The sequence below is a fragment of the Flavobacterium sp. AC267 genome (assembly GCF_979258715.1).
The window spans coordinates 356,702-382,406 of record NZ_OZ409875.1 but is presented as its reverse complement, the minus strand read 5'-3'; the positions used below and the strand labels follow the sequence as shown (position 1 = coordinate 382,406).

Genomic DNA, 25,705 nt, shown 5'->3' with positions numbered 1-25,705 from the left:
TGAATTTTAAAATTGATTGTATTTAATTGAAAGATTTTTCTTCTTTTTAATATATTCGCTTCTTAAATATATAAGTATGGAAAGTTCTCATTTTGCTATAAAAAATTGGTCTGAAGATGATAAACCTCGCGAGAAATTAATGCTTAAAGGAAAGGAAGCTTTGAGTGACGCTGAACTAATTGCAATCTTAATTGGTTCTGGAAGCAGGAATGAGTCTGCAGTTTCTTTAAGCAAGCGAATTTTGGCCAGTGCAGGAAATATAAATGCTTTAGGAAAAATGTCTATTTCTAATTTAATGCAATTTAAGGGAGTAGGCGAGGCAAAAGCGATTTCTATAGTTGCAGGCATTAGAATTGGGCAGAAGGCAGAGGAGCGAAGATGCTTTACAATTCAAAAAAATAACTTCTAGCAAAGGTGTTTTTGAAATAATGCGACCATTATAGGACAACTTCCGCATGAAGAATTTTGGGTGCTTTTTCTTAATAATGCGAATAAGGTTATTTCTAAGTCACAATTAAGCAAAGGCGGAATCGCGGGAACTATTGTCGATGCCAGATTAGTTTTTAAATTGGCATTGGAAAATGCTGCTACAGGTTTGATTTTGTGTCACAATCATCCATCGGGAAATTTGACTCCTAGTGATGCCGACAAACAAATTACAAAGAAAATGAAGCTGGCAGGTGAAAGTTTAGATGTTAAAGTTTTAGATCATTTGATTATAACTGAATCAAAATATTATAGTTTTGTAGATGAAGGAATTTTTTAATGTATGAATACCATTACAGACATTTTTTTTGATTTAGATCACACGCTTTGGGATTTTGATAAAAACTCAGAAATGGCTTTTAGTCGTATTTTTAGAGAGAAATACGCAGAAATCAGCACAGAAGATTTTATTAGAAAATACATTCCAATAAATCAGGAATGCTGGAGGTTATATCAAAATGATAAAATTACACATCAGGAATTGCGTTACAATCGTTTGAAGTTCTCTTTTGATGCTTTAAATTATGTGATTTCTGAAGAAAATATCTTTGAAATCGCCAATGATTACATTGAGTTTTTAACAGATAATAATTATCTTTTTGATGGCGCCATCGAGGTTTTAGAATACCTTAAACCCAAATATAAACTTCATATTATTACGAATGGTTTTGCGAATGTTCAGGATAAGAAAATAAGTAATGCTTCTCTGGGCGGTTATTTTTCTACAATTACAAATTCAGAATTAGCTGGCGTTAAAAAGCCAAATAGTATTATATTTGATTATGCATTAAATTTGGCAAAGACATCCAAGCAAAACAGCATAATGATTGGAGACGATTTTGAAGCCGATGTTAATGGTGCTTTAAATGCGGGTTTAGATGCTATTTTTTTCAATGAAAAAAAACTGGATGTTTCCGGAAATTACAAACAAATTAACCATTTATTAGAACTAAAAAAATATTTATAATGATGAAAATTAAATTTTTACTTACTGCAATTTTATGTTCAGTTGTTGGATTTGCGCAGTCTTTTAATGATTACAAAGCAGTAATTATCCCTCTGAAATATGATTTTATAAAAACAGACAATCAATATCGTCTGGCTACTTTAAGTAAACAGAATTTGGTTAAAGCAGGTTTTCAAGCTTTTTATGCAAACGAGCGACTTCCAGAAGGATATACAGACCGTTGTCAGGTTCTATACATTGATGTTGTAAGAGATAATGCTTTTTTGGTTACAAAACTTATTGTACAATTAAAAGATTGTTTTGGACAAGTTGTATATACTTCAGAAGTTGGAAAAAGCAGGGAAAAAGAATATGAAGTAGCTTATAAAGAAGCGCTAGATAATGCTTTTAAATCTGTTTATGATTTGCATTATAAATATAGTGGTAATCCAGTTGCGTAGCCTAAAACTCCTGTCGCAGTAAAAACAGCTGTTCCAGTTGCGACGACTACTACAGCTGTAAATAATACAGTTGCGGCTTCTCAGTCCCAGCTTGTAGTTGTAGCTCCATCTCCAGATTTAAAAGATCCAAATTTATTATATGCACAGCCAACTGAATCAGGTTACCAATTAATAGATAAAACACCAAAAGTAGTAATGAAGCTTCTTAAAACTTCTCAAACTAATGTTTTTATAGCTATTAAAGATAATGTTCAAGGCTCTTTAATTTTAAAAGAAGACCAACAATGGTATTTTGAATCTTACCAAAACGATAAATTAATTTCAGAAAAAATTGTAGTTAAATTCTAAATATAAAATACGGTTAATAACCGTATTTATCTTTCCAGCGGTTCTTTAAAAATTCTCGGTTGCTGTTCTCTCTAGAATTGCTTCCAGGATTATAAAGAACCGTTTCTTTTACAGCATCTGGCAGAAATTCTTGTTCTGCAAAATTGTTGGCGTAATCATGCGAATATTTATATTCATCGCCATAGCCTAATTCTTTCATTAATTTGGTGGGAGCATTACGCAAATGAATCGGAACGGGTAAATCTCCTGTTTGTTTTACCAATTGCTGTGCATTTCCAATTGCCATATAAGAAGCATTGCTTTTTGGAGACGTTGCAAGGTAAATAGCGCATTGACTTAGAATAATTCGGCTTTCAGGATATCCAATAGTTGTAACGGCTTGAAAAGTATTGTTTGCCATTATAAAAGCTGTCGGATTGGCATTACCGATATCTTCACTGGATAAAATAAGCATTCTTCTGGCAATAAATTTAACGTCTTCACCTCCTTCAATCATTCGTGCCAGCCAGTAAACCGCACCGTTTGGATCGTCGCCGCGAATAGATTTTATAAAGGCAGAAATAATGTCATAGTGCTGTTCACCTGTTTTATCGTAAAGAACAGTATTTTGTTGTACTAATGCTAAAACGCGATCGTTCGTAATGGTGATTTCATCACCTGCAGATGCATTAATAACTAGTTCAAAAATATTTAACAATTTCCTTCCATCACCACCCGAAAGACGTAATAGAGCTTCTGTTTCTTTTAGATTTATATTCTTTGTCAATAAATAAGTGTCCGTTTTCATTGCGCGTTGTAATAACGCTTCTAGATCTGCTTTTGTAAAGGCATTTAAGATATAAACCTGGCAGCGTGACAATAATGCAGGAATTACTTCAAAACTAGGGTTTTCGGTGGTAGCGCCAATCAAAGTGATCCATCCTTTTTCTACAGTCGCTAAAAGGGAATCTTGTCGCGATTTGCTAAATCGATGAATCTCATCAATAAAAAGAATCGGATTTTTAGCCGTAAATAAACCACCGCTTTGCTTTGCCTTTTCAATAACGTCACGGATATCTTTTACTCCAGAATTTATAGCACTTAAAATATAAAAGGGTCTTTTCGATTCTTGTGCAATGATTTGAGCTAGTGTTGTTTTTCCTGTACCGGGAGGTCCCCAGAAAATTAGAGAAGGAATTATTCCTTTTGAAATTTGCTGTGTTAAAGATCCAGTCGGACCAACCAAATGATGCTGGCTAATATAATCTTCTAATTTTTGCGGACGAATGCGCTCTGCTAACGGTGCTTCCATTATACAAAATTACTATTTTAAGTTTTAAATCTTATTTATTGAAAGTTAAAACAGTTGGTTTTAAGAACGATTGTTACAATTTGAAACAAGTTTTATGTTTTTATGGTATGACAAAATATCAGTAAAATATTTTTGGATAGTTTTTTGAGTCCCTAACAATATTACTGATAAAAAATATGAACGATACTAATTTTAAATTTTCGAATTCTGTTATTGGACTTCCTTTGTTTTTTGTCCTTTTTTTATGGATTATTTATTGGATGCAGATTCGATTTGATTTTGATTTTTATCGACACGGAATTTATCCAAGAGATTTTTTGGGACTTCAGGGAATTTTGTTCAGTCCGTTTATTCATGAAAATTTAGATCATTTATACAATAACAGTATTCCGCTCTTGATATTATTAGTCGCGATGCAGTTTTTTTATCCCAAACAGACATTTGGAGTTATTGGTTATGGAATATTGTTTTCAGGATTAATTACTTGGATTGTGGGGCGCGAGAACTTTCATATTGGCGCCAGTGGATTAATTTATGTATTAGTAAGTTTTATTTTCTTTAAAGGAATTCAAACTCGATATTACAGATTAGTTGCCTTGTCTTTAACCGTAATTTTGCTCTATGGCGGCATGATATGGTATGTTTTTCCTGATGTTGACCAATCTATTTCTTGGGAAGGACATTTGGCGGGACTTATTACCGGTTTTGTCCTAACATTATTTTACAGAACTCCTGAATATACTAAACCTATTGTATACGACTGGCGCTGCCCAGATTTTGATCAAGAAAATGATCCTTTTATGAAACATTTTGATGAAGATGGACACTTTGTCAATATTTCAAAGGAAGATGATGAAGATGAAATCGAATATTTTTCATCCAGTTATCCAGTAAATTATATTGTGACACGAAAGCCAGAATTAGATACTGAAAATTGATTTCATAGTTTTCTTTGTAGAAAAAGATTAAATTTGTTAGTGTAACAATTTAATTGCGAGCATCATGGAAAAAATAAAGTTTTTAGTTTTGTTCTTGTGTTTCATTTTTACCAGCAAAACTATTGCTCAATGTGATATTAAAAATAGGGTACAGGCTGACGGAAGTATGCTCTATTATTTTGATCCAGCTGTATTTTATACCACGAAATCAAAGTCGTTAAAAATTAATATTGTCACAGACAAAGAGCATTATTTTGTAGCACTCCAGCCAACTCCATTTCCAGATAAGAAAATTGGCAAAAAAATTAAAGAAGATTTAGTTATCCATCTTGCAGACAAGAATACTTATAAATTGACTCATTACGATACACAATACCGTCGAAATGATTCAATTATGCAGGTTTTTTATTTAATTGATGATAAAGATGTGAATGCTTTTTCAAACTACGGAGCTGTAACGGCCGAAATTAATATGGAAGGCACTGAATTTGTGAGAAGTTACAATTTTAAACTTCATAAAAATGCAATTATGGAACAGCTCAATTGTTTTTTGAAGAAAGAAGAATAGCATTTATTCTTCTTCGTCTTTTGCGTGATGATCGTTTTTATTGGCAATCTTCTTTTGAATATTTCTCAGAAGATTGTTAAAGCTCACCGTTAGCGAAGCAAACATTGGTAAATTGAGTACCGCTATTCCGTGGAAGATATTCGTTCGCATAAGTTAGCTCCACTTGAATGTCATCTGAAAATAAATATCCGGCACCAACATTTAATCTATTTCTATCAAAGAAACTCTCGCCGGTAACTTTAGTTCCTGATTTTAAATAAATTTCATCAGAAGCAACGGCGTAAATTACTCCTTTTCTTAAAATTTTACTATTTAGTGGCTGTAAGTATTTTATTTGTCGCCGATAGCGAATTACGTTTTCATAATTGTCATCTTGATTTCGCATATGACGAAATTCCATTCTCATTCTAGTACTTAAAGTATATCCTGTTTTGTGAAAGTAGTAAATTCCTTGAAGGGCATAACGCCATTCAGGAGATTCAAATTGTCCAATTTCTGGAACGTCTCTATTGTTGTAGTGAGCAATGAAAGCTGAAAATTTCCATCTTGAGGAATAAAAATAATGTCCCCAGCCTCTTACGGATCTTTGAATTGTGTTTTCGAATAAATTTGACGAAGATTCCGTACTGCTGTATGCTCGCTCCTAAATCAATTTCGGTAGACCATTTTTTGCTTAGAGTTTGATTAAATTGAATCTCATTCCAAAATTGATTGTATGTAGTATTTTGTCCGTAGCTGTTTGTAATCATCAAGACTACAAACAAGCATCGGATTATAGTAATTATTTGTTTTGGATTAGATTTTGAAAGCATTAATTAAAGTTTTAATTATTCATTCTAATCTTCATTCTCAATGTAATCTAACTTCTTTGACGAACAGCTTCGTATAAAAATGCGCCACAGGCAACAGAAACGTTTAAAGATCCTATTGAACCAAACATTGGCAGTTTTGCTTTCTCATCTACAATTTTTAAAACAGAAGGATTTATTCCTCTATCTTCAGATCCCATGATTATTGCCAAAGGATCCGTTAATGTGATATCGTAAATGTTTTGATCTGTTTTCTCAGTTGTCGCTACTGTTTTAATTCCAGAACCTTGCAAATAAAAGATTGCGTCTTTGATGTGTTCCACTTTGCAAATAGGCACATTAAAAACTGCACCGGCAGAAGTTTTAACTGTGTCTCCGTTTACAGGAGCAGATCCAGCTTTTTGAACAATAATTCCGTTCACACCTGTACATTCTGCTGTTCTTATGATAGCGCCAAAATTTCTAGCATCAGAGATTTGATCAAGTATTAAAAATAATGGTTTTTTTCCAGATTCAATAGTCGATTCAACAAGATGTTCCAAATCTATAAAACCAATTGGAGAAATTGTGGCAACGGCACCTTGATGGTTATTAGGAGTAAGACGGTTTAGTTTTTCAACAGGAACATAAGAGAAATTAATGTTGGCACGTTTCATTACCTTCATTAAGTCTTTCATTAGTTCACTTGAAATCTCTTTTTGAATAAAGACTTTATCGACTTCTTTTCCTGCTTGAATTGCTTCTATGATGGCTCTTATGCCAAATATTTGATGTTCTTTTTCCATTAGGCAAATATAGGTAATATGTTTATATAAAAAAAACCGCTCTGAATTAACAGAGCGGTCTTAATATTTTATTTAAGCTAGAAAATTATTTTTTAGCCCAAATTAATTTAGTGTCTAATTCATCACCACCAATTGCGAGCAATTGCAGCTTCACGATTTGCACCATTTAACTGTTGTAAGTTAACTGGGTAAGTAAATCTGTCTGGCATTGCACTTAAGTTGTTTAAAGCAACAAATGTGTAAGTTGTTACTCCATCTTGTGGTACATTGAAATTATAAGTTTGACCTGGTAAAAGAATAGTGTTAGGATATCCTGTTCTTCTGTATTCAGCATAAGCTTCGTATGGTCGCATGAAAAGAGCAATGTATTTTTGATTAAGTACATTCGCTTGGTTTGCGACTGGTAAAGTTGCTAAGAAAGCAGTAATTTTAGCAGGAGTTACTCCCCAACGAGTCATAGAAGCTCTAACACCATTTTGGTAATGTGTGTTGTCCCATCCTTGATTTTCTGATAGTAAAAATTCTACTTCAGCGTACTCCATTAATACTTCAGTATAATCTTGTTTCAATACACTAGAACTCCAGAAAGAAGTGCTTGGTCTTTGTCCTGCGGCTTGTGCACTTGTAATACCGTATGGCATACCAACATATTGCGTTAAATCATCAGTTTCAGTATATGTATTAGCTCTAACAACAGCTTTAGTAGCAGTCTTTGGAGCAAAGCATATTTCTGTAACCTTGGATCAACTCCAAAATTTCCTAAGTTTCCTTTTAACAAGTCAACAAATGTATTTGACATAGCGAAGTCAGTTCTGTTAGAAATAAAGAAATCACTATAGAATGGACTAGGAAGTACTTCATCTTTTTGGTAAGTAAGACCAACAGTATCTGTATTAGAAGTCATAACTCCACCAGCAATAGCTTCAGCGATATGAGTTTCTGCTCCTGGTACAACACCTTTAACTCTAGTTCCAATTCTTAATCTTAAAGAGTTTGCAAATTTAATAAGTTTTGCAGGGCTTTTGAAAAGTTGATCACCTGAAGTAAGTACAGGTTCACTTGTTACCACCATTGCAACAGCTTCTTTTAATTCTTTAAGAAGATCTGCGTAAATTTTAGCTTGAGAAGCAAATTTAGGCCTATTGTATTTATCTGATTGTAAAGCCTGAAAATCTGGATCATTATTACCGTATGACCAGTAAGGAACATCACCGTAAGCATCTACTAACTGTAAGAAAGTGTAAGCTAGCATTACTCTCGCAAGCAGCTGATTTGGTTGTTGTTGTTGCCATAAACAGCGACTTGAACTTTAAGATCTGGATCTGTATTCATTTGAATTACAGTTTTAAAGTCAATGGCAGTTTTATAGTAATCACCATATAAACTCTGGTTTGTAGCCTCTCTAAATTGGAAACGATCCTCTTCTGTATAGTTTCTTTGTGCAGAATATTGAACCCATGGTAACGCCATTCTACCAGAAGAAAAACTTCCTCTAGAGTTTGTCATTAAATTGTATACAGCTCCATTAAAAACTCCAGCAGGAGTAGTTTGTAAAATGTCTGGCTGGTTCGGGCTTATGTTTATGTCCTCTAAGTTATCATCGCAACTTACAGTAGTAGTAAGTAATGCGACAATTGATAATATTGATATGAATATTTTTTTCATCTTAATTTTGTTTTAGAATTTTAATTCTAGGTTCATTCCGTATGTTCTAGTTGATGGTAAAGAACCACCTTCTAAACCTTGCGTGTTACCACTACCATATGAAGCCATCTCTGGATCCATTCCTTTCCAATCTAATCCCCATGTAAATAAGTTTCTTGCGAAAAGAGAGAATCTGATGTCTGCGAAAGGCCCGATAATTCTTTTTGGTAAAGTATACCCAAGAGTAACCTCTCTTAATTTCACATAACTAGCATCAAATACGTTCATAGCATCAAGTCCATAATGTTGTTGAGCCCAAGCTTGTCCAGGTAATACAGAAGTATTTTGTGCTCCATTTTCGTATACTGCATCAACTACAACACCATTTTCTCTCAATCCTGGAGTAGCAGTGTGTTCTAACATACCAGAGTAAGATCCCCACATGTGAGAAGTAGAGAAATAGCTTCCACCTTGTTGCATGTCAATTAAGAAACCAAAGTTTAAATTTTTGTATTTAAAGTTGTTTCTAAGACCCATGTTGTAATCAGGAGTAATAGTTCCTAAAGATTTTTGTGCAGAAGGAATATAAGCTCCGTCAGCATCAACTACTTTGTTTCCATTAGCATCATAAGTAAAGTCAGTTCCGTAAATTTGACCGTATTGTTGCCCAACTACAGCTAATAATCTAGCTTGGAATGGAGCAGTAGCAATAGTTAATTCATTAACACCGTCAATAAGCTCAATTAACTTGTTGTTATTTTTAGCAAAGTTCCAAGTAATGTCCCATCTGAAGTCTTGTGTTCTTACAGGATTAACTGTTACAGTAGCTTCAATACCTTTGTTTTGTAATTTTCCTGCGTTAGATAATAGGAAATCATATCCGTTTGATGGATCTACCTGAATAGGTGTAATTAAGTCTGTTGTTACAACATCGTAGTAAGTTACATCAACACCAACTCTTCTGTCGAATAAGCTTAATTCTAAACCTACCTCTTTAGTTGTTTTTAACTCAGGTTTCAATAATGGATTTCCAGCAGTACCTGGTTGGCTGTATCTTGGAGTTCCTTGGAAAGGAGTTGATACATCAGCTAAGTTTCCTAATCTGTAAGCGAAAGTTGCGTTACCAGCTTGTGCCCATCCTCCTCTAACTTTACCATAATTTAACCATGGTAAGTCAGTTAATTCTGAGAAAATAAAACTTCCAGTAACGGAAGCATAGTTTACAGATTTATAAACTGTACTAAACCAGTCTTGTCTGTCTGTAGCTTCTAAGAATAAAAAGTCATCATATCCTAATGAAACGAAACCATAAACACTGTTTATTCTTTCTCTGTTGTCGTTATTAGTAGATTGAGCAGGACTCGCACTGTTTGCTAAGTTGTATTGACCTGGAAGAACTAAACCTCCTACAGTATTTCCAGAAACTCTTGTTAAGAATGAATTTCTTCTATTAACCCCACCGAATGAATTAACACTGAATTTACCGAATTTTTTGTCAAAATGTAAACGACCTTCGTAGTTGAAATCAGTTAAAGTTCTTGAGTCGCTTGTGAAGCTTGAAAGTGCTTGTGAACCAATTGCAACTCTTTCTTGAATAGCTAAGTTATAGATATCAGCATAAACGTTACCTACAGCATATAATTCTGGAGTAAAGTTGTAAGTGATTTTACCATTACCATAGATTCTGTTTCTTGTGTCATTAGATGTATTCTCGTTGATAATCCAGTATGGGTTATCAGAGTAGTTAGGAGTTGGATCGTTCCAAGCAATTCTGTTCCAAGATCTTTGTGCTCCGTTAGCTAATTTGTAGTCTTTCAATTCATCGTAATCCAATTGTCTTTGACCCCATTGGAAGAATTTTTGACCTAAACCATTATCACCATATCCAACTTCAGGTCTGTTGAAACCTCTTGTTTGAACATAAGTTACCATACTTTCAACTTTAAGCTTGTCACTCATTTTAGTGTTAGCATTCAAAGTGAATGTGTTTTTTGTCAAACTTGAATTAGGAACAATACCTTCAGTTTTTTGGTTTGTAAACGCAAATCTTACTCCAGAATCCTGAGTGTTTTTAGCGAAAGAGATAGAGTTAGTTCTTGTAATACCTGTATTAAAGAAAGATCTAACATCATTTTTAGGATTAATCCAAGATTTTTCTTTTAAGTAATCGTTAGAAAATTCTGGATCAAATGCGTTCCAAGGTAAATATTTTAAGTTTGGATCATATTTTGGTCCCCAGCTTTCGTCTGTAGCGTAGTCAGCAATGTTGTAAGTTTGACCATTGATAACTTGTTGTTGGAAAGTAGAAGAACTACCTCCTCCGTATTCGTGTTGTAGGTTTGGCATGATGTATACGTTTTCGAACGTAATACCTGTATTGAAAGCAATTTCTGCTTTACCACCTGATTTTTTAGCAGATTTAGTAGTATACAAAATCGCACCGTTACCAGCTCTACTTCCGTAAAGAGCAGCAGCAGGACCTCCTTTAAGTACAGTTACAGATTCGATATCGTCTGGGTTAATATCCGCAGAAGCATCTCCGTAATCTCTACCTCCAGCACCTCTTTGAGTAGCTGTAGTGTTGTAGTTACCATTGTCTAATGGAATACCGTCAATAACGATCAAAGGTCTGTTTTCACCTGTTACAGATCCAACACCTCTAAGTACAACTCTTGTAGAACCTCCCATTGTAGAAGGAGAAGTAACTTGTAAACCTGCAACGTTACCAGATAAAGCTGATACTGCATTGTTTGTACCTCCCTCATTAATAATGTCGCCTTTTAAATCTTGAGCGACTGTAACTAATAGATTTTTTCTCTCTTTTAATACCAAGTGCGGCTGTAATTACTACACTCTCTAATTCTACAGATGCGTCAGCTAATTTAACGTTTACTGTAGTTGAAGTTGCGGCTATCTCTTGAGTTTTCATCCCAATGTAGCTAAATACCAAAATTTGGCTTGGTGAGGCTTTGATAGAGAATTTACCATCAAAATCAGTTTGTGTTCCCGCTTTAGTTCCCTTAACTAATACACTAACACCCGGTAAAGGCATCCCTGCATTATCAGAAACTGTCCCAGAAACAGCTCTTTCTTGCGCAAATGATAATTGCGCAACTAGTACTAGTAAAAGCACTAAGAATCCATTGAACTTTAGTTTCATTTTTAAATATTTTGAATTAGTATCGCAAAACTCTTAATAATTTGTTAACTTTCCTAGTAAAAAAAATATTTTTTCGTTAAACATCAAAATTTAACATTATAACATATGTTTATGATAGTGTTATATAATTGCAAATCCGATGTTTTTTCGCCTCCGTTTGTAAGGTTAATTTTTAATATTCCACTAGTTGTTTGAATTGTTGTACCAATGCCTATTCCTATTAATTTTTTTATTTGATTTTTATTGGAAGTGCTTGTCATATCTTGGTATAAAGCATAATCTAGAATCGAATTGATGTAAAGACTTTGTGATAATAAATAACGGTATTCTGTAAGAATCATCGAAGTGTAGTTAGCTTGCAGGCTATTTTCTAAAAATCCACGAATTGAGTTCATTCCGCCGAAGCGAAATAATTCGTTAGAAATGTAGTTTTTGCTCTTTAAGATAAAATTCTGTGAATTTATGTTAATGAAATTTTTAGGATTTAGTTCGAAATTATATTTGGCATTGATATTTGCGAAAAACTGATTGCTTGTTTCTGCAGTTTGTGGATTGTCGTTTGTAATTCTTTTTCCAAATCCAAAAGAATTATAAATAAAAGCTTTGTTTATAAATATGGGATTAATGTAGTCTGCTTTTTGAAAATCGAAAGTTGTGGTAAGATATGAATTGTTGTAATCGCTGATTGTGGAGTTATTTGTGTTTTGAATATCACTCGATTCTGTTGATTGATATCCGATGTACAGTTTGGAATTATAGTTTAAATAATAACCAAGATTTATATCGGTTTTAGTATTCTGGAAAGTGCTGTCTTGTTTAAAAATGTTTAATTGTGCTTTTATTCCAATTGGTGATTGAAAGAGATATGGGATTTCGATTTTGGTGTTAAAGGTTTTTTGTTGATTGCCATCGCTTTTCCAGTATAAGGAAAATTTTTCTCCGGCATGAAGTGTGTTGATCAATGATATGTCTAAATACCCATTTAATATAAGTTTTTTGTTTTCGTCATTCGAAAATCCAATATAGCCGTCAAAAGTGTTTGCTTTTCTTTTTTGAATGTAAGCGAATACTTTAGTTGAATCTGTCGTAAAAAGTACTTCTGGATATTTTGTCTGAGAAACAAATTCAAAACTATTAATATCGCTGTTAATGTTTTTTATTATTTCTTGATTGAAAGTTTTGTTGGTGTATTTTTTGTTTAGTTGTTTTAATGCTCCTTTAGGAAAATAATTTTTCAAATTAGGATTTGTGTAATTTATGATAATTGAATTTAGAGTTCTTTTTTTTTCGGAATCGAGATTTAAATCCGCATAAATTATCAAATTCTTTTTCTTGATATTTTCTAATTTAATCTTTGTAAAAGCAAAACCTGCTTTTTCGCTATTTGAAATTTCTTGATTGAGAAAATTTTCAAGCTCTGAATATGGTATTATTATGCTGTCTTTTGCTGTTTTTTTTTCGTTGTAAAAAAAATGATTTATACCTATATATATATGTACTTCTTTTGTCTTGTCTTTTAGGTCTATTATTGTGGTAAAAGTGCTGTCGTTTATTTTGTTGTTTTCTACTATTTTAAGGTCTGTGTATCCTTGTTTAGTGAGTTCGTTTGAAACTGTTTCAATCTCGTTGTTTAAGGATTTTAAATTAGGATGTTTTTTGTTGAAAGAAATCGAATCAATTGTTTGGTTTTGTTTTTTGTTAATACCGTTTATATTTAAATAAAAAGATTGTGCAAAACAACTAGATGTGCAAAGGAGAAGAAGTATGTGTGCTAATTGTTTCAAGTGCAATTGTTTTGTTGATTAATGAAAAGCAAATATCCAATGTTTCTTTGTGAAATCATAGATATAAATAATGTTATTGAAAATTAATGATTTAACGTTTGTATAGTGAAAAATATTTTATACATTTGCAACCCCGTAAAAAGCGGGAATTTAATATACATAATAAATTTTTAGTATTAATTATGCCAACAATTCAACAATTAGTAAGAACAGGAAGAACTCAGATAACTAAGAAGAGTAAATCGGTTGCTTTAGATTCTTGTCCTCAAAGAAGAGGGGTTTGTACGCGTGTTTACACTACTACACCAAAAAAACCAAACTCTGCAATGCGTAAAGTTGCGCGTGTGCGTTTGACAAATGGTAATGAGGTGAATGCTTACATCCCTGGAGAAGGACACAATTTACAAGAGCACTCGATAGTATTAGTTAGAGGTGGAAGGGTAAAAGATTTACCAGGTGTTAGATATCATATCGTTCGTGGAGCGCTTGACACGTCAGGAGTTGCAGGAAGAACGCAAAGAAGATCTAAGTACGGTGCTAAACGCCCAAAAGAAGCAAAAAAGTAATTTAAAACGTTAAGAGTTGGAGGTTAGGAGTTAAGGGTTAGGGGTTGATGGCGAAAGTTAAAATCTGTAACACATAACATTTAACGGATAACCTATAACTTTTTATTAAAAAAAAGACATGAGAAAAAGAAGCTGACAAAGAAAAGACCACTTTTACCAGATCCAAGGTTTAACGACCAATTGGTAACACGTTTTGTAAACAACTTAATGTGGGATGGTAAGAAATCTACAGCTTTCAAAGTATTTTATGATGCAATTGACATCATTGAGTCTAAAAAGCAAGATTCAGAAAAATCTTCATTAGAAATCTGGAAAGATGCTTTAACAAACGTTATGCCTCACGTAGAAGTACGTAGTCGTAGAGTAGGTGGAGCTACATTCCAAATTCCAATGCAAATTAGACCAGACAGAAAAATTTCTATGGCAATGAAGTGGTTAATACTTTATTCTAGAAGAAGAAATGAAAAATCTATGGCACAACGTTTAGCGTCAGAATGTTTAGCGATGCTAAAGAAGAAGGTGTTGCGGTTAAGAAAAAGAATGGATACTCACAAGATGGCAGAAGCTAATAAAGCTTTCTCTCACTTTAGATTTTAATTCGTAAGAAATGGCTAGAGATTTAAAATATACAAGAAATATCGGAATTGCTCGCTCACATTGATGCTGGTAAAACAACAACAACTGAGCGTATCCTTTTTTATACTGGAAAGTCGCACAAAATTGGTGAAGTACACGATGGTGCTCGCAACAATGGACTGGATGGCTCAAGAGCAAGAAAGAGGTATTACAATTACTTCAGTCGCAACAACTTGTGAGTGGAATTTTCCAACTGAGCAAGGTAAACTTTTGCCTGAGTCTTTGCCGTACCACTTTAATATCATTGATACTCCTGGACACGTTGACTTTACTGTAGAGGTAAACCGTTCTTTACGTGTACTTGATGGTTTGGTTTTCTTGTTTAGTGCTGTTGATGGTGTTGAGCCACAATCAGAAACTAACTGGAGACTTGCTGATCAATATAGAGTTCCACGTATGGGATTCGTAAATAAAATGGACCGTCAAGGATCTAACTTTTTGGCAGTTTGTCAACAAGTTCGTGATATGTTAAAATCAAATGCTGTTGCAATCACTTTGCCAATTGGTGAAGAAAATGATTTCAAAGGTGTTGTAGATTTGGTAAAAAACCAAGCTATTATTTGGCATGATGCAACTCAAGGGGCAACTTTTGATATTGTTGAAATTCCTGCTGATATGGTTGCGGAGGTTAAAGAATATAGATCTATTCTTATTGAAGCAGTTGCTGACTACGATGAAAATCTTTTAGAGAAATTCATGGAAGATGAAAACTCTATTACAGAGGAAGAAATCAACAACGCTTTAAGAGCGGCTACAATGGATATGGCTATCATTCCAATGATTGCTGGTTCTTCTTTCAAAAACAAAGGAGTTCAGTTCATGTTAGATGCAGTTTGTAAATATTTACCTTCTCCAATGGATAAAGAAGGTATCGAAGGGATTCATCCTGATGATGCTGAATTATTGGAAGAAGATCAAACTAAAATCTTGCGTAAGCCAGATGTAAAAGAGCCGTTTGTTGCTCTAGCATTTAAAATTGCTACTGACCCATTCGTAGGTCGTTTAGCTTTCTTCCGTGCTTACTCTGGACGTTTAGATGCTGGTTCTTATGTTTTGAACACACGTTCAGGAAACAAAGAAAGAATTTCTCGTATTTACCAAATGCACGCTAACAAACAAAATCCAATCGAATTTATTGAGGCTGGAGATATTGGAGCCGCTGTTGGATTTAAAGATATTAAAACTGGAGATACATTGTGTGATGAAAAGCACCCAATTATTCTTGAGTCTATGAAATTCCCTGCACCGGTAATTGGTATTGCAATTGAGCCTAAAACTAAAGCTGACGTTGATAAAATGGGTATGGCTTTAGCTAAATTAGCTGAAGAAGATCCAACATTTACTGTTAGAACAGATGAGGCTTCAGGGCAGACTATTATCTCAGGTATGGGTGAGCTTCACTTAGATATCTTAGTTGATCGTATGAAACGTGAATTTAAAGTTGAAGTAAACCAAGGTGAGCCTCAAGTTGAATATAAAGAAGCGTTTACAAGAACTGCAACACACAGAGAAACTTATAAGAAACAATCAGGGGGTCGTGGTAAATTCGGTGATATCGTATTTACACTTGAGCCAGCTGAAGAAGTTGATGGTAAAGTTCCTGTAGGATTACAGTTTATTAATGCAGTAAAAGGTGGTAACGTTCCTAAGGAATATATTCCATCTGTAGAAAAAGGTTTCCGTGAAGCTATGAAAACTGGTCCTTTGGCTGGTTATCAAGTGGATAGTTTGAAAGTAACTTTAACAGACGGATCTTTTCACCCTGTCGATTCTGATGCTCTTTCTTTTGAATTAGCCGCAAGAATGGGTTATAGAGAAGTGGCTAAAGCCGCTGGGGCAATTATTCTTGAGCCAATCATGAAAATGGAAGTTATTACACCAGAAGAAAACATGGGAGATATCGTAGGTGATATTAACCGTCGTAGAGGTCAGGTTAATGACATGGGTGACAGAAACGGTGCTAAGACTATTAAAGCTGATGTGCCTTTATCAGAAATGTTTGGATATGTAACAACATTAAGAACATTGTCTTCTGGTAGAGCTACTTCAACAATGGAGTTTTCTCACTATGCAGAAACACCTTCTAATATTTCAGAAGCTGTAATTAAAAAAGCAAAAGGTAACGCTTAATTCTTAAGAAAATGAGTCAAAAAATCAGAATAAAACTAAAATCTTACGATCACATGTTGGTAGATAAATCTGCTGAAAAGATCGTAAAAACAGTAAAAACTACTGGAGCAGTTGTAACAGGTCCAATTCCGTTACCAACTCACAAAAAACTTTTCACTGTATTACGTTCTCCGCACGTTAACAAAAAAGCGAGAGAGCAATTTGAAGTAATGTCATACAAGAGATTGATTGATATTTATTCATCTTCATCAAAAACTATTGATGCTTTAATGAAACTTGAATTGCCAAGTGGAGTTGAAGTAGAAATAAAAGTATAATTTTTATTATATTTTATATATAAAAGCGAGACAGTTTTGTCTCGCTTTTTTTTGTTTTAATAATTTTTTGTTTGAGTTGTGTTTGTTAGTTTTTTATGTGGTCAATTTTAGTTGTTATGTGGTCTAATTGTCTTTGTTTTAAGGTGCTGGCAATGTTTTTTATTTTGTTTGGATTAATTAATTGTTAACTCTGAGTTTGGTTAGTGTTGAAATATAAGTGTTCAATTTTGGGTGCAATAATGTTTGTTATGTTGGTGATTTGAAGCTTGGATTTTGATTATGAGCGATTTAATTTTTGTAACCGTTTGGTATATTCAATTTTAATGTCTACTTTTGCACTCCCTGTTTGGAAATTTCTGTTATTTTCAAATTGAAGGGAATTTTAGTAATTAATAATTAATATTTATGTCTGGGTTAATTGGTAAGAAAATCGGCATGACTAGTATTTTTGACGAAAACGGGAAAAATATTCCTTGTACAGTAATCGAAGCTGGTCCATGTGTTGTTACCCAAGTCAGAACCAAAGGTGTTGACGGGTACGAAGCGTTGCAACTTGGTTTCGATGACAAAAACGAGAAACATTCTACTAAAGCGGCTTTAGGTCACTTTAAAAAAGCTGGAACTGTTGCTAAGAAAAAAGTCGTTGAATTCCAAGATTTCGCAACTGAACAAAAATTAGGAGATCTTATTGATGTTTCTATTTTTGCTGAAGGAGAATTTGTAGATGTACAAGGTGTGTCTAAAGGTAAAGGTTTCCAAGGTGTTGTTAAACGTCACGGTTTTGGTGGTGTTGGACAGGCTACTCATGGTCAGCACAACCGTTTAAGAGCGCCAGGTTCTGTAGGAGCTTCTTCTTATCCATCTAGAGTATTCAAAGGAATGCGTATGGCTGGAAGAATGGGAGGAGAAAATGTAAAAGTTCAAAACCTTAGAGTTTTAAAAGTGGTTGCTGAAAAGAACTTACTTGTTATTAAAGGATGTGTTCCTGGACATAAAAACTCTTATGTAATCATTCAGAAGTAATGGAAGTAAAAGTATTAGATTTCAACGGAAAAGATACTGGTAGAAAAGTTCAACTTTCTGATTCAGTATTCGCAATTGAGCCAAACAATCACGCAGTATATCTTGATGTTAAGCAATATCTTGCTAATCAAAGACAAGGTACTCACAAAGCTAAAGAAAGAGCTGAAGTAACTGGAAGTACTCGTAAGATTAAAAAACAAAAAGGAACAGGTACAGCTCGTGCGGGAAGTATCAAAAATCCATTGTTTAAAGGTGGAGGAACAATTTTCGGACCAAGACCAAGAAGTTATTCATTCAAATTGAATAAAGGCTTAAAAAGATTGGCAAGAAAATCAGCTTTCTCAATCAAAGCAAAAGAGTCAAATATTATCGTTCTTGAAGACTTTAATTTTGATGTTCCAAACACTAAAAATTTCATTAACGTTTTGAAAGCTTTAGGGTTAGAAAATAAAAAATCTCTATTTGTGTTGGGAGAGTCAAATAAAAATGTATATTTGTCGTCACGCAATTTAAAGGCTTCTAATGTCGTAACTAGCTCAGAATTAAGCACTTACGCAATATTAAACACTAATAATTTAGTGCTTTTGGAAGGTTCTTTAGAGTTAATTGAAGAAAATTTAAGTAAATAATAGGAGTATGAGTATCATAATTAGACCTATAGTAACTGAAAAAGTAACCAAAGAAAGTGAAGTTCTAAACCGTTTCGGATTTGTTGTTGACAAAAAAGCAAACAAAGTTCAAATTAAGAAAGCTGTTGAGGTCTGCTTATGGAGTAACTATCGTTTCTGTTAACACAATGAATGTGAGACCAGACAGATCTACTAAATACACTAAAAGTGGTTTAATCAGTGGAAAGACAAATGCAATTAAGAAAGCAATTGTTCAAGTACAAGAAGGAGAAACAATTGATTTTTACAACAATATCTAAGATAGAAAAATGTCAGTAAGAAAATTAAAACCTATTACCCCAGGTCAGCGATTTAGAGTTGTGAATGGTTATGACGCCATTACAACTGATAAGCCGGAACGCTCTTTGATAGCGCCGATAAAAAACTCTGGAGGTAGAAATAGTCAAGGAAAGATGACCATGCGTTATACGGGTGGTGGTCACAAGCAGAGATATCGTATTATTGATTTCAAAAGAACTAAAGATGGAATTCCAGCTACAGTGAAATCAATCGAATACGATCCAAATCGTACTGCATTTATCGCTTTATTAGCTTATGCTGATGGAGAGAAAACTTATGTAATTGCTCAAAACGGATTGAAAGTTGGTCAGAAATTAGTTTCTGGTCCAGAATCTCAACCTGAAATTGGTAATACATTACCTTTAAGCAGAATTCCTCTTGGAACTGTTATATCTTGTATTGAGTTACGTCCAGGACAAGGAGCTGTTATCGCTCGTTCAGCTGGAACTTTTGCTCAGTTAATGGCAAGAGACGGGAAATATGCAACAATTAAAATGCCATCTGGTGAGACAAGATTAATCTTGTTAACTTGTTCGGCTACAATTGGAGCTGTTTCTAATTCTGACCACCAATTAGTTGTTTCTGGTAAAGCAGGTAGAACAAGATGGTTAGGAAGAAGACCTAGAACTAGACCAGTAGCGATGAACCCAGTTGATCACCCTATGGGAGGTGGTGAAGGACGTTCTTCTGGAGGGCACCCACGTTCAAGAAACGGATTGCCAGCTAAAGGTTACAGAACTCGTTCTAAGAAAAACCCGAGTAACAAGTATATCGTAGAACGTAGAAAGAAATAATAAGATATGGCACGTTCATTAAAAAAAGGACCTTTCGTTCATTATAAATTAGACAAGAAAGTTCAAGAAAACGTAGAAAGTGGTAAAAATGCAGTTGTAAAGACTTGGTCTAGAGCTTCAATGATTACTCCAGATTTCGTTGGACAAACTATCGCAGTTCATAACGGTCGTCAATTTGTACCAGTTTACGTAACAGAAAACATGGTAGGTCACAAATTAGGAGAGTTTTCACCAACTAGATCTTTTAGAGGTCATGCTGGAGCAAAAAATAAAGGTAAAAAATAAGAAGCAATGGGAGTTCGTAAAAGAGAAACAGCAGATGCGAGAAAAGAGGCTAATAAGTCTATTGCTTTCGCAAAATTGAATAACTGCCCTACTTCACCTAGAAAAATGCGCTTAGTAGCGGACTTGGTAAGAGGTCAGAAGGTAGAAAGAGCACTTAACATTTTAAGATTCAGTTCTAAAGAAGCTTCAAGAAAACTAGAAAAACTATTATTATCTGCAATCAACAACTGGGAGCAAAAAAATAGTGAAGGTAATTTAGAAGAAGCTGGATTATTTGTTAAAGAGATCAGAGTAGATGGTGGAATGATGTTGAAAAGACTTCGTCCAGCTCCACAAGGTCGCGCACACAGAATAAGAAAACGTTCTAACCACGTTACAATCGTGCTTGGAGCTATCAATAACACACAAAGCAATTCTTAAGCGAGCATGGGACAAAAGACAAATCCAATTGGAAATAGACTTGGTATCATCAGAGGATGGGACTCAAACTGGTATGGTGGAAATGATTACGGTGACAAACTTGCCGAAGATCACAAAATCAGAAAGTATATCCATGCTCGTTTATCAAAAGCTAGTGTATCAAAAGTAATCATCGAGAGAACTTTAAAACTTGTAACCGTTACTATCACTACTGCTAGACCTGGTATCATTATCGGAAAAGGTGGACAAGAGGTAGACAAGTTAAAAGAAGAACTTAAGAAAGTTACTGACAAAGAGGTTCAAATTAACATCTTTGAAATTAAAAGACCTGAGTTAGATGCTTATCTTGTGGCGACAAGCATCGCTCGTCAAATCGAAAGCCGTATTTCTTACAGACGTGCAATCAAAATGGCTATTGCTCGCTTCTATGCGTATGAACGCTGAAGGTATCAAAGTTTTGATTTCTGGTCGTTTGAATGGTGCAGAGATGGCGCGTTCAGAAGGTTTCAAAGAAGGTAGAATTCCTCTATCAACTTTCAGAGCTGATATTGATTATGCTTTGGCTGAAGCTCACACTACTTACGGTAGAATGGGTATCAAAGTATGGATCATGAAAGGTGAAGTTTACGGTAAGAGAGAGCTTTCTCCACTTGCTGGAATGGACAAAAAACAATCTGGTACAGGTGGTGGTAAAGGTGGAGATGCTCCTAGAGGCAAATCTAACTTTAACAAAGGCGGAAAACCAGACGCTCGTAAAAGAAAGTAAATTTTTAAACTAAAGAAAAATGTTACAGCCTAAAAGAACAAAATACCGTAAGGTACAAAAAGGTAAAATGAAAGGTAACTCTCAAAGAGGGCACGAACTTTCAAATGGAATGTTTGGTATTAAATCTGTACATGAAGATGGAATGTTCTTAACTTCTCGTCAAATCGAAGCCGCACGTATTGCTGCAACTCGTTTCATGAAGAGAGAAGGACAATTATGGATCAAAATATTTCCAGACAAACCTATTACTAAGAAACCTCTTGAAGTACGTATGGGTAAAGGTAAAGGAGCAGTTGAGTATTGGGTCGCCGTTGTTAAACCAGGAAGAATTATGTTTGAAGTTGGAGGAGTTCCATTGTCAGTTGCAAAAGAGGCTTTACGTCTTGCGACTCAGAAACTTCCAGTAAAAACTAAGTTCGTCGTTGCTAGAGATTTCGAAGCATAATTTATATTTATTATGAAACAATCAGAAATAAAAGATCTTTCTGCAGCGGAGTTGCAAGAAAAACTTAGTCAAACTAAGAAAGTATATGCTGACCTAAAAATGGCTCACGCTATATCTCCAATTGCTAACCCACTTCAAATTAGAAGTGTAAGAAGAACAGTTGCAAGATTGGCTACAGAGTTAACTAAAAGAGAGTTACAATAATTGTATTCTGCTGAAAGATGGAAGAAAAAAAGAAATTTAAGAAAAGAAAGAATAGGTGTTGTTACTTCAAATAAAATGGATAAATCTATTGTTATTGCTGAAGTAAGAAAAGTAAAGCACCCATTATACGGTAAGTTCGTGTTGAAAACAAAGAAATACGTTGCACACGACGAAACAAACGACTGTAACATTGGAGATACTGTAAGAATTAGCGAAACGCGTCCTTTAAGTAAAACAAAATGTTGGAGATTAGTTGAAATCTTAGAAAGAGCTAAATAATTATGGTACAACAGGAATCAAGACTAAAAGTAGCAGATAACACGGGAGCAAAAGAAGTTTTAACTATCCGTGTTTTAGGAGGTACCAAAAGAAGGTATGCCTCTGTTGGTGACAAGATTGTAGTATCTATTAAAGATGCAACTCCTAACGGTAACGTTAAAAAAGGAGCTGTTTCAACTGCAGTTGTTGTACGTACCAAAAAAGAAGTGAGAAGAGCTGATGGTTCTTATATTCGTTTCGATGACAATGCATGTGTTCTTTTGAACGCCGCAGGGGAAATGAGAGGAACACGTGTTTTTGGTCCGGTAGCAAGAGAACTTCGTGAAAAACAATTCATGAAAATTGTATCATTAGCACCAGAAGTGCTTTAATTCGTTTTAAGATGATAAAGCTAAAAATTAAATCAGGAGATATCGTAAGAGTTATTGCCGGAGACCATAAAGGTGCTGAAGGTAAAGTTTTACGTGTTTACCGTGAGAAAAATAAAGCGATAGTTGAAGGTGTAAACATGGTTTCGAAACATACAAAACCAAGTGCTAAAAACCCTCAAGGTGGTATCGTTAAAAAAGAAGCTTCTATTCAAATTTCTAACATTGCACTAATTGATCCTAAAACAAAGGAAACAACTAGAGTAGGTATTAGAGTAGAAGGAGATAAGAAAGTAAGATTTTCAAAAAAATCTAATCAAGTACTATAGTAATGGCATATACACCTAGACTAAAAGAAGAATATAAGAGTAGAGTAATCTCTGCTCTTAAAGAGGAGTTCGGATATACAAACGTTATGCAAGTTCCAAAACTTGAAAAAATCGTTTTGAGCCGTGGAGTTGGTGCGACTGTATCTGATAAGAAACTTATTGACTATGCAGTTGATGAGTTAACAAAGATCACTGGACAAAAAGCAGTATCTACAATTTCAAAGAAAGACGTTGCGTCTTTCAAATTGAGAAAAGGGATGCCTATTGGAGCAAAAGTTACTTTACGTGGTGAAAGAATGTATGAGTTTTTAGATAGACTTATTACTTCTGCTTTACCGCGTGTTAGAGATTTTAGTGGTATTAAAGCTACTGGTTTCGACGGAAGAGGTAACTACAATCTTGGAGTTTTGGAGCAAATCATTTTCCCAGAAATTGATATTGACAAAGTAAACAAAATCTCAGGAATGGATATTACATTTGTTACTACTGCACAAACAGATAAGGAAGCAAAGTCATTATTGGCTGAATTAGGATTACCTTTTAAAAAGAATTAAGACATGGCTAAAGAATCAATGAAAGCCCGCGAGGTTAAAAGAGAGAAAACGGTAGCTAAGTACGCTGAAAAAAGAAAAGCTTTATTAGAAGCTGGAGATTATGAAGGCCTGCAAAAATTACCTAAAAATGCTTCACCAGTTCGTTTACACAATCGTTGTAAATTAACAGGTAGACCAAGAGGTTATATCCGTCAATTCGGTATTTCACGTGTAACTTTCCGTGAAATGGCTAACAATGGATTAATTCCAGGTGTGAAAAAAGCCAGCTGGTAATTTAAAAAAGTTTATAAATTGATTAAAGGTTCAGGAGGCAGAGTGCTTCCTGAAAACCATAATCGCAATCAAATACATATGTATACAGATCCTATTGCAGATTATTTGACTAGAGTTCGTAACGCTGTGGTCGCAAACCACAAAGTTGTTGAAATTCCAGCTTCTAATCTTAAAAAAGAAATAACTAAGATCTTATTTGATCAAGGTTATATCTTGAGTTACAAATTTGAAACGAACACTGTTCAAGGTTCTATCAAAATTGCTTTAAAGTATGATAAAGATACTAAAGAGCCTGTAATTAAAGATATCCAAAGAATTAGTAAACCTGGTTTACGTAAATATGCAGGTGTCGCCAAATTACCAAGAATCCTTAACGGATTAGGAATTGCAATTGTTTCAACTTCAAAAGGTCTTATGACTGGAAAACAAGCGAAACAATTAAATGTAGGTGGTGAAGTAATTTGTTACGTATACTAATTTTAAAGACTAGATAAGATGTCAAGAATAGGTAAAAGCCCAATTGTAGTTCCTGCTGGAGTAACTGTAGAAGTTAAAGACGGTATAATTACAGTAAAAGGAAAAAAAGGTCAACTAACTCAGGAGTTTTCGGACGTAAATGTAAAAGTTGAAGGCGATCAAGTACAAGTAGAAAGATCGTCTGATCATAAAGACCATAGAGCAAAACACGGATTATACAGATCATTAATCAATAACATGATTGTTGGTGTGAATGAAGGTTTTACAAAAGAACTAGAATTAGTTGGAGTTGGTTATAGAGCTTCAAACCAAGGTCAAAAATTAGATTTAGCTCTTGGATATTCTCACAATATTGTTTTAGAAATTGCTCCAGAAGTATCTTTAGAAACAATATCTGAAAAAGGTAAGAACCCTATCGTAAAATTAACATCATTTGATAAACAACTTTTAGGTCAAGTAGTCGCGAAAATCAGAGGTTTCCGTAAGCCTGAGCCGTACAAAGGAAAAGGTGTTAAATTTGTGGGTGAAGTATTAAGAAGAAAAGCAGGTAAATCAGCTTAAAAAATAAGATTATGTCATTAACAAAATCTGAAAGAAGACAGAGAATTAAATTCAGAATTAGAAAAACGATTAGCGGTTCTGTCGCTAAACCAAGATTATCTGTATTTAGAAGTAACAAAGAAATTTACGCTCAAATTATTGATGATGTAAATGGAGTTACTATATTAGTCGCATCTTCGAGAGAAAAAGAAATAGGAAAAGGTACTAACGTTGAAATCGTCTACTGCTGTTGGAAAATTAGTTGCAGAGAAAGCGTTAAAAGCTGGGATTGATACCATCACTTTTGATAGAGGTGGATATTTATATCACGGTCGTATTAAATCATTAGCGGAAGGCGCAAGAAGCGACTGGACTTAAATTCTAATATATTATGTCTAAATACAAAAATGTAGAATTGGTAAAACCTAGTGGTCTTGAACTTAAAGATCGTCTAGTAAGTGTTAATCGTGTTACTAAGGTTACAAAAGGAGGTAGAGCTTTCGGTTTTTCTGCTATTGTAGTTGTAGGTGATGAAAATGGAGTAGTTGGTCATGGATTAGGAAAATCTAAAGACGTTTCTGAAGCAATTGCGAAAGCAGTAGAAGATGCTAAGAAAAATTTAGTTAGAATTCCTTTAAATGGTCAGTCTGTTCCTCACGAACAAAAAGGAAAATTTGGTGGTGCACGTGTATTTTTAATTCCAGCTTCTCATGGTACTGGAGTTATTGCTGGTGGAGCTGTTCGTTCAGTTCTTGAATCAGTAGGAATTCACGACGTATTGTCTAAATCTCAAGGATCATCAAATCCACATAACGTAGTAAAAGCAACTTTTGATGCTTTATTGCAAATGAGAAGCGCTCATACTGTTGCAAAACAAAGAGGTGTTTCTTTAGAAAAAGTTTTTAAAGGTTAATTCAAGGAAATTATGGCTAAATTATTAGTAAAACAAGTAAGAAGCAAAATCAACTGTCCTCTTTCTCAAAAGAGAGGGTTGGAAGCTTTAGGTCTACGTAAAATGGGACAAGTTGTGGAGCATGAGTCAAATCCTGCTATCCTTGGGATGATAAACAAAGTTAAACACTTAGTTTCTGTTGAAGAAGCTAAATAACAA

At 34.3% G+C, this 25,705-nt stretch carries 34 protein-coding genes and 5 pseudogenes; 29 read left to right on the top strand and 10 right to left on the bottom strand.

The features are described 5' to 3' along the window. Positions 1–76: 76 nt before the first annotated feature. The 4 genes and pseudogenes from radC to ACZZ95_RS02130 all read left to right on the top strand — a co-directional run bounded on the left by radC (position 77) and on the right by ACZZ95_RS02130 (position 2,241). A pseudogene (gene radC, locus ACZZ95_RS02145) lies at positions 77–766 on the top strand (RadC family protein). Positions 767–769: 3 nt separating this feature from the next. Next, on the top strand, positions 770–1,453 hold the full coding sequence (locus ACZZ95_RS02140; RefSeq protein ID WP_463467839.1) for a YjjG family noncanonical pyrimidine nucleotidase: 684 nt from the start codon (positions 770–772) through the stop codon (positions 1,451–1,453). Further along, positions 1,453–1,893, top strand: coding sequence for a hypothetical protein (locus ACZZ95_RS02135; protein ID WP_463467838.1), 441 nt, complete (start codon positions 1,453–1,455; stop codon positions 1,891–1,893). Before ACZZ95_RS02140 ends, ACZZ95_RS02135 begins: the two co-directional genes overlap by 1 nt. 195 nt (positions 1,894–2,088) lie before the next feature. Continuing rightward, positions 2,089–2,241 (top strand): hypothetical protein, encoded by a 153-nt coding sequence (locus tag ACZZ95_RS02130; RefSeq protein WP_463467837.1) that lies wholly within the window; start codon positions 2,089–2,091, stop codon positions 2,239–2,241. 13 nt (positions 2,242–2,254) lie between these two features. Here ACZZ95_RS02130 and ACZZ95_RS02125 read toward each other — a convergent pair whose 3' ends face one another. Further along, positions 2,255–3,532, bottom strand: a complete 1,278-nt coding sequence (locus ACZZ95_RS02125; RefSeq protein ID WP_463467836.1) for a replication-associated recombination protein A — start codon at positions 3,530–3,532, stop codon at positions 2,255–2,257. Positions 3,533–3,708: 176 nt separating this feature from the next. On the opposite strand from ACZZ95_RS02125, the gene ACZZ95_RS02120 reads away from it, so the two are divergent. Together ACZZ95_RS02120 and ACZZ95_RS02115 are read left to right on the top strand one after the other, a co-directional pair. Beyond that, on the top strand, positions 3,709–4,470 hold the full coding sequence (locus ACZZ95_RS02120) for a rhomboid family intramembrane serine protease (RefSeq protein WP_463467835.1): 762 nt from the start codon (positions 3,709–3,711) through the stop codon (positions 4,468–4,470). A gap of 64 nt (positions 4,471–4,534) precedes the next feature. Then, the gene (locus tag ACZZ95_RS02115) at positions 4,535–5,038 is read left to right on the top strand and encodes a hypothetical protein (RefSeq protein ID WP_463467834.1); all 504 of its coding nucleotides are present in this window, start codon (positions 4,535–4,537) and stop codon (positions 5,036–5,038) included. A gap of 76 nt (positions 5,039–5,114) precedes the next feature. On the opposite strand, the gene ACZZ95_RS02110 is transcribed toward ACZZ95_RS02115, so the two are convergent. The 9 genes from ACZZ95_RS02110 to ACZZ95_RS02070 all read right to left on the bottom strand — a co-directional run bounded on the left by ACZZ95_RS02110 (position 5,115) and on the right by ACZZ95_RS02070 (position 13,220). Next, positions 5,115–5,630 carry a DUF2490 domain-containing protein gene (locus ACZZ95_RS02110; protein ID WP_463471612.1) on the bottom strand — a complete coding sequence of 172 codons (516 nt, stop codon included), beginning with the start codon at positions 5,628–5,630 and terminating at the stop codon, positions 5,115–5,117. Further along, complete coding sequence (locus ACZZ95_RS02105; protein WP_463467833.1) at positions 5,545–5,850, bottom strand: hypothetical protein; 306 nt, start codon at positions 5,848–5,850, stop codon at positions 5,545–5,547. The genes ACZZ95_RS02110 and ACZZ95_RS02105 overlap by 86 nt, the downstream gene beginning before the upstream one ends. Positions 5,851–5,897: 47 nt before the next feature. Beyond that, on the bottom strand, positions 5,898–6,632 hold the full coding sequence (rlmB, locus tag ACZZ95_RS02100; protein ID WP_463467832.1) for a 23S rRNA (guanosine(2251)-2'-O)-methyltransferase RlmB: 735 nt from the start codon (positions 6,630–6,632) through the stop codon (positions 5,898–5,900). Between the two features lie 122 nt (positions 6,633–6,754). Then, the gene (locus ACZZ95_RS02095; RefSeq protein WP_463467831.1) at positions 6,755–7,273 is read right to left on the bottom strand and encodes a SusD/RagB family nutrient-binding outer membrane lipoprotein; all 519 of its coding nucleotides are present in this window, start codon (positions 7,271–7,273) and stop codon (positions 6,755–6,757) included. A gap of 14 nt (positions 7,274–7,287) precedes the next feature. Continuing rightward, on the bottom strand, positions 7,288–7,884 hold the full coding sequence (locus ACZZ95_RS02090; protein WP_463467830.1) for a SusD/RagB family nutrient-binding outer membrane lipoprotein: 597 nt from the start codon (positions 7,882–7,884) through the stop codon (positions 7,288–7,290). Next, entirely contained in the window at positions 7,884–8,297 is a 414-nt protein-coding gene (locus ACZZ95_RS02085) for a hypothetical protein (RefSeq protein ID WP_463467829.1), read from the bottom strand. Before ACZZ95_RS02085 ends, ACZZ95_RS02090 begins: the two co-directional genes overlap by 1 nt. A 12-nt stretch (positions 8,298–8,309) precedes the next feature. Further along, entirely contained in the window at positions 8,310–11,108 is a 2,799-nt protein-coding gene (locus ACZZ95_RS02080) for a SusC/RagA family TonB-linked outer membrane protein (RefSeq protein ID WP_463467828.1), read from the bottom strand. Next, the gene (locus tag ACZZ95_RS02075) at positions 11,041–11,436 is read right to left on the bottom strand and encodes a carboxypeptidase-like regulatory domain-containing protein (protein ID WP_463467827.1); all 396 of its coding nucleotides are present in this window, start codon (positions 11,434–11,436) and stop codon (positions 11,041–11,043) included. Before ACZZ95_RS02075 ends, ACZZ95_RS02080 begins: the two co-directional genes overlap by 68 nt. A gap of 83 nt (positions 11,437–11,519) precedes the next feature. Then, a complete protein-coding gene (locus tag ACZZ95_RS02070; RefSeq protein WP_463467826.1) occupies positions 11,520–13,220 on the bottom strand; it encodes a BamA/TamA family outer membrane protein in 1,701 nt (566 codons plus the stop codon). 182 nt (positions 13,221–13,402) lie between these two features. On the opposite strand from ACZZ95_RS02070, the gene rpsL reads away from it, so the two are divergent. The 23 genes and pseudogenes from rpsL to rpmD all read left to right on the top strand — a co-directional run bounded on the left by rpsL (position 13,403) and on the right by rpmD (position 25,702). After that, entirely contained in the window at positions 13,403–13,786 is a 384-nt protein-coding gene (rpsL, locus tag ACZZ95_RS02065; RefSeq protein WP_007136570.1) for a 30S ribosomal protein S12, read from the top strand. An 87-nt stretch (positions 13,787–13,873) separates the two neighbouring features. Beyond that, positions 13,874–14,383 (top strand): 30S ribosomal protein S7, encoded by a 510-nt coding sequence (gene rpsG / locus ACZZ95_RS02060; RefSeq protein WP_463471611.1) that lies wholly within the window; start codon positions 13,874–13,876, stop codon positions 14,381–14,383. 47 nt (positions 14,384–14,430) lie between these two features. Continuing rightward, positions 14,431–16,552, top strand: a pseudogene (gene fusA / locus ACZZ95_RS02055) (elongation factor G). Between the two features lie 11 nt (positions 16,553–16,563). Next, positions 16,564–16,869 carry a 30S ribosomal protein S10 gene (rpsJ, locus tag ACZZ95_RS02050; RefSeq protein ID WP_007803605.1) on the top strand — a complete coding sequence of 102 codons (306 nt, stop codon included), beginning with the start codon at positions 16,564–16,566 and terminating at the stop codon, positions 16,867–16,869. A gap of 405 nt (positions 16,870–17,274) precedes the next feature. Further along, entirely contained in the window at positions 17,275–17,892 is a 618-nt protein-coding gene (gene rplC / locus ACZZ95_RS02045) for a 50S ribosomal protein L3 (protein ID WP_347052961.1), read from the top strand. Next, positions 17,892–18,521 (top strand): 50S ribosomal protein L4, encoded by a 630-nt coding sequence (rplD, locus tag ACZZ95_RS02040; protein WP_463467825.1) that lies wholly within the window; start codon positions 17,892–17,894, stop codon positions 18,519–18,521. The genes rplC and rplD overlap by 1 nt, the downstream gene beginning before the upstream one ends. A gap of 7 nt (positions 18,522–18,528) precedes the next feature. Beyond that, positions 18,529–18,820: pseudogene (gene rplW, locus ACZZ95_RS02035) on the top strand (50S ribosomal protein L23). A gap of 9 nt (positions 18,821–18,829) precedes the next feature. Next, a complete protein-coding gene (gene rplB / locus ACZZ95_RS02030; protein WP_035650459.1) occupies positions 18,830–19,654 on the top strand; it encodes a 50S ribosomal protein L2 in 825 nt (274 codons plus the stop codon). 6 nt (positions 19,655–19,660) lie between these two features. Further along, positions 19,661–19,939, top strand: coding sequence for a 30S ribosomal protein S19 (gene rpsS / locus ACZZ95_RS02025; protein ID WP_008464288.1), 279 nt, complete (start codon positions 19,661–19,663; stop codon positions 19,937–19,939). A 6-nt stretch (positions 19,940–19,945) separates the two neighbouring features. Further along, the gene (gene rplV / locus ACZZ95_RS02020) at positions 19,946–20,359 is read left to right on the top strand and encodes a 50S ribosomal protein L22 (RefSeq protein WP_007803631.1); all 414 of its coding nucleotides are present in this window, start codon (positions 19,946–19,948) and stop codon (positions 20,357–20,359) included. A gap of 6 nt (positions 20,360–20,365) precedes the next feature. Beyond that, positions 20,366–21,125 (top strand): annotated as a pseudogene (rpsC, locus tag ACZZ95_RS02015) (30S ribosomal protein S3). Positions 21,126–21,144: 19 nt separating this feature from the next. Then, positions 21,145–21,570 carry a 50S ribosomal protein L16 gene (gene rplP / locus ACZZ95_RS02010; protein ID WP_463467824.1) on the top strand — a complete coding sequence of 142 codons (426 nt, stop codon included), beginning with the start codon at positions 21,145–21,147 and terminating at the stop codon, positions 21,568–21,570. A 12-nt stretch (positions 21,571–21,582) separates the two neighbouring features. Next, entirely contained in the window at positions 21,583–21,774 is a 192-nt protein-coding gene (gene rpmC, locus ACZZ95_RS02005; protein WP_008464297.1) for a 50S ribosomal protein L29, read from the top strand. Next, positions 21,775–22,053 carry a 30S ribosomal protein S17 gene (rpsQ, locus tag ACZZ95_RS02000; RefSeq protein ID WP_463467823.1) on the top strand — a complete coding sequence of 93 codons (279 nt, stop codon included), beginning with the start codon at positions 21,775–21,777 and terminating at the stop codon, positions 22,051–22,053. A 2-nt stretch (positions 22,054–22,055) separates the two neighbouring features. Next, the gene (rplN, locus tag ACZZ95_RS01995) at positions 22,056–22,424 is read left to right on the top strand and encodes a 50S ribosomal protein L14 (RefSeq protein ID WP_007803649.1); all 369 of its coding nucleotides are present in this window, start codon (positions 22,056–22,058) and stop codon (positions 22,422–22,424) included. 11 nt (positions 22,425–22,435) lie between these two features. Then, positions 22,436–22,750 carry a 50S ribosomal protein L24 gene (gene rplX / locus ACZZ95_RS01990; RefSeq protein WP_026727873.1) on the top strand — a complete coding sequence of 105 codons (315 nt, stop codon included), beginning with the start codon at positions 22,436–22,438 and terminating at the stop codon, positions 22,748–22,750. 2 nt (positions 22,751–22,752) lie between these two features. After that, complete coding sequence (gene rplE / locus ACZZ95_RS01985) at positions 22,753–23,304, top strand: 50S ribosomal protein L5 (protein WP_463467822.1); 552 nt, start codon at positions 22,753–22,755, stop codon at positions 23,302–23,304. Positions 23,305–23,307: 3 nt separating this feature from the next. Beyond that, positions 23,308–23,577 (top strand): 30S ribosomal protein S14, encoded by a 270-nt coding sequence (rpsN, locus tag ACZZ95_RS01980; protein WP_031456037.1) that lies wholly within the window; start codon positions 23,308–23,310, stop codon positions 23,575–23,577. Positions 23,578–23,655: 78 nt separating this feature from the next. After that, a complete protein-coding gene (gene rpsH, locus ACZZ95_RS01975) occupies positions 23,656–24,054 on the top strand; it encodes a 30S ribosomal protein S8 (RefSeq protein ID WP_463471610.1) in 399 nt (132 codons plus the stop codon). 18 nt (positions 24,055–24,072) lie between these two features. Then, on the top strand, positions 24,073–24,615 hold the full coding sequence (gene rplF / locus ACZZ95_RS01970) for a 50S ribosomal protein L6 (protein ID WP_463467821.1): 543 nt from the start codon (positions 24,073–24,075) through the stop codon (positions 24,613–24,615). An 11-nt stretch (positions 24,616–24,626) separates the two neighbouring features. Then, a pseudogene (rplR, locus tag ACZZ95_RS01965) lies at positions 24,627–24,979 on the top strand (50S ribosomal protein L18). A 3-nt stretch (positions 24,980–24,982) separates the two neighbouring features. After that, positions 24,983–25,507: a 30S ribosomal protein S5 gene (gene rpsE, locus ACZZ95_RS01960; RefSeq protein ID WP_085949269.1), complete on the top strand. Its 525-nt coding sequence runs from the start codon at positions 24,983–24,985 to the stop codon at positions 25,505–25,507. Between the two features lie 12 nt (positions 25,508–25,519). Beyond that, complete coding sequence (rpmD, locus tag ACZZ95_RS01955) at positions 25,520–25,702, top strand: 50S ribosomal protein L30 (protein WP_056068811.1); 183 nt, start codon at positions 25,520–25,522, stop codon at positions 25,700–25,702. The last annotated feature ends 3 nt before the right edge of the window (positions 25,703–25,705 follow it).